General features: G+C 66.6%; 2 protein-coding genes. One reads left to right on the plus strand and one right to left on the minus strand.

Translation table 11 applies throughout. The annotated features are described in order from the left end of the window. Window positions 1-303 precede the first annotated feature (303 nt). Window positions 304-669 (minus strand): DUF6164 family protein, encoded by a 366-nt coding sequence (locus tag DFR29_RS24655; RefSeq protein WP_133821308.1) that lies wholly within the window; start codon window positions 667-669, stop codon window positions 304-306. 544 nt (window positions 670-1,213) lie between these two features. Between DFR29_RS24655 and DFR29_RS24660 the strand changes: the two genes are divergently transcribed. Next, window positions 1,214-1,762, plus strand: a complete 549-nt coding sequence (locus tag DFR29_RS24660; protein ID WP_133821309.1) for a hypothetical protein — start codon at window positions 1,214-1,216, stop codon at window positions 1,760-1,762. Window positions 1,763-1,793: the final 31 nt, after the last annotated feature.

The following is a 1,793-nucleotide window of genomic DNA, read 5'->3' on the forward strand; positions in this document are numbered from 1 at the left end:
CCCCATCGAGTGCGGAAACGCAGGCTGGGGCAAGCTGCAAGCGCACCCGGCATCGTGGCGTTGCACCGTCGAAGCCCCCCTGCCGGCGACACGCTCGCTGCAGCGGAATGCCGGCAACTGCGGGGCCAGTGCGCAGCTTTCGCACCTGGATACGTTGCTTGGGATCGGGTTTGCGCGAACGACGGCACTGCCTCGGTCCAGACTTTCGCCGGCGAAGATCTTCCTTCGGCACGGGCTTTTTTGTTGCGGAAATACCTCGATGTTGGGGTGCGCCTGCGGCTTACCCCAACCTGCCGGCCCGTTTCAATCGCGCAGCAGGAAGTACGGCAGCAGGCACAGGCCGATCAGCGTCGCGATCACAATCAGCGCCGAGACAACGCGCAAGGGTTCGCTGCGTAACAGCGCCCAGAACGTCGTCGGACGCCCCTCGCGCCGCGCTTCGTCCAGCACGGCGCGGGCGCTTTCACGGCGCTGCTGCTGATACTGCGCCAGCAACTGCACGGCCTGCTCGCGCTGGGCGTCGTCGCCCAGCCAGATGCCACCGGCGGAAATACCGAAACGGCTGGGCGGTGTCTCGAAAAAGGCGACGGCATTCTGCGTGAGCAGCTCGCGGACTTCGTCCGCTTCGTCGTCAGGTACTTGGCGCAGGTTCATGAGCAAGGTCGGCATGGGGCGCGAGCATACCTGCGTTCACCGCCCTGGCCGTAGCGGACACGATGCCGCAGGCCCTGTCGGGCCGGCGAAAAACGGCTAAGCCCCCACAGCCCCCTGCACTGCCCGCACCGGGCGGACAGCACCGTGATCATCTCCGCCGCCTTATGCCGATAGCGTCCATGCGACAGGGTATTGCGCTCTGCCGCGGTGCTGGGAGTTCCGCTTCGCTTGCAACAGTTGCAAGCCACGCGGCAATGCCCCCGACGCCATGGGCGCTTTGCATATCAGCAACCAGGGGGATTCAGATGACGACGCTTCCAACTGGCCAGTCGTGCCATCGCAGCCGGCCATGGACATTGCGCGCGGCGGCAAAACGCGATCATTTGGCCAATTTGCCTATGCCGGGTATTCTTGAGGCGGGGAATCCGGAATCCGTGCCGCCATCTCGCCCTGAAATGGCCTACCGGCGCGTCCGGCCGCTACAGCCGCTGCCAGCCCGCAAGTCGCACTCGCAAGCGACGGGCTCTGCAGCCACTGCTACGGCTTTGTCGGTGCAATCATGAAATTTGCAACAAAGGCGCTTTTTTCGCTTTTTGCGACCGGCTGCGCCGGTGCGCAGGCGGCATCGCTGCGCGTGCGTGCGGTTGCAGGCAATGGCCTGGTGCCGGTAGGCCTGCGACGCCGCGCCGACCGCATCGCCGTGTGGCTGCACGCCGCCCGTCAGGGCAAACGCTACTGCCGCGCAGCCGTCTTGCTGCTGCTGGCCGCGTCCGGCGCCGCGCCTGCACAGGTGCTGCGTGTCGTGGCCACCGCCAGCGATACCCAGGCCGTCGTGATCCGCGACGACGGCGGCAGCCTCAGGCATCTGGCTGCCGGCGAACGCCTGGCGGCCGATTCGCGCTGGCAGCTGAGCCGCGTCGTCGGTTCCCGCGCCGTCTTCGCCCAGCTGCCCGGCAAGAGCGCACAGCCGCTGAACGTCGAGGCTGCGCCCGGCGACGTGGTCGACCTCGGCGCGCTGGAAACACAAATGGATAGCGCGCGCGCTGCCCAGTCGGCACCACAGCCGGTGCCGCTGCTGGAAAAAGCCACGACGAAACCGTCCCGATAATGCTGACGCACGAGTTGGCAGGAAGCCCGTA

It is taken from the genome of Tahibacter aquaticus, from assembly GCF_004363655.1.
GTDB lineage: Bacteria > Pseudomonadota > Gammaproteobacteria > Xanthomonadales > Rhodanobacteraceae > Tahibacter > Tahibacter aquaticus.

What these genes read in the sequence shown, in the direction of transcription:
- DFR29_RS24655 (WP_133821308.1), bottom strand. Translation starts at nt 669, where the DNA reads ATGCCGACCTTGCTCATGAACCTGCGCCAAGTACCTGACGACGAAGCG.
- DFR29_RS24660 (WP_133821309.1), top strand. Translation starts at nt 1,214, where the DNA reads ATGAAATTTGCAACAAAGGCGCTTTTTTCGCTTTTTGCGACCGGCTGC.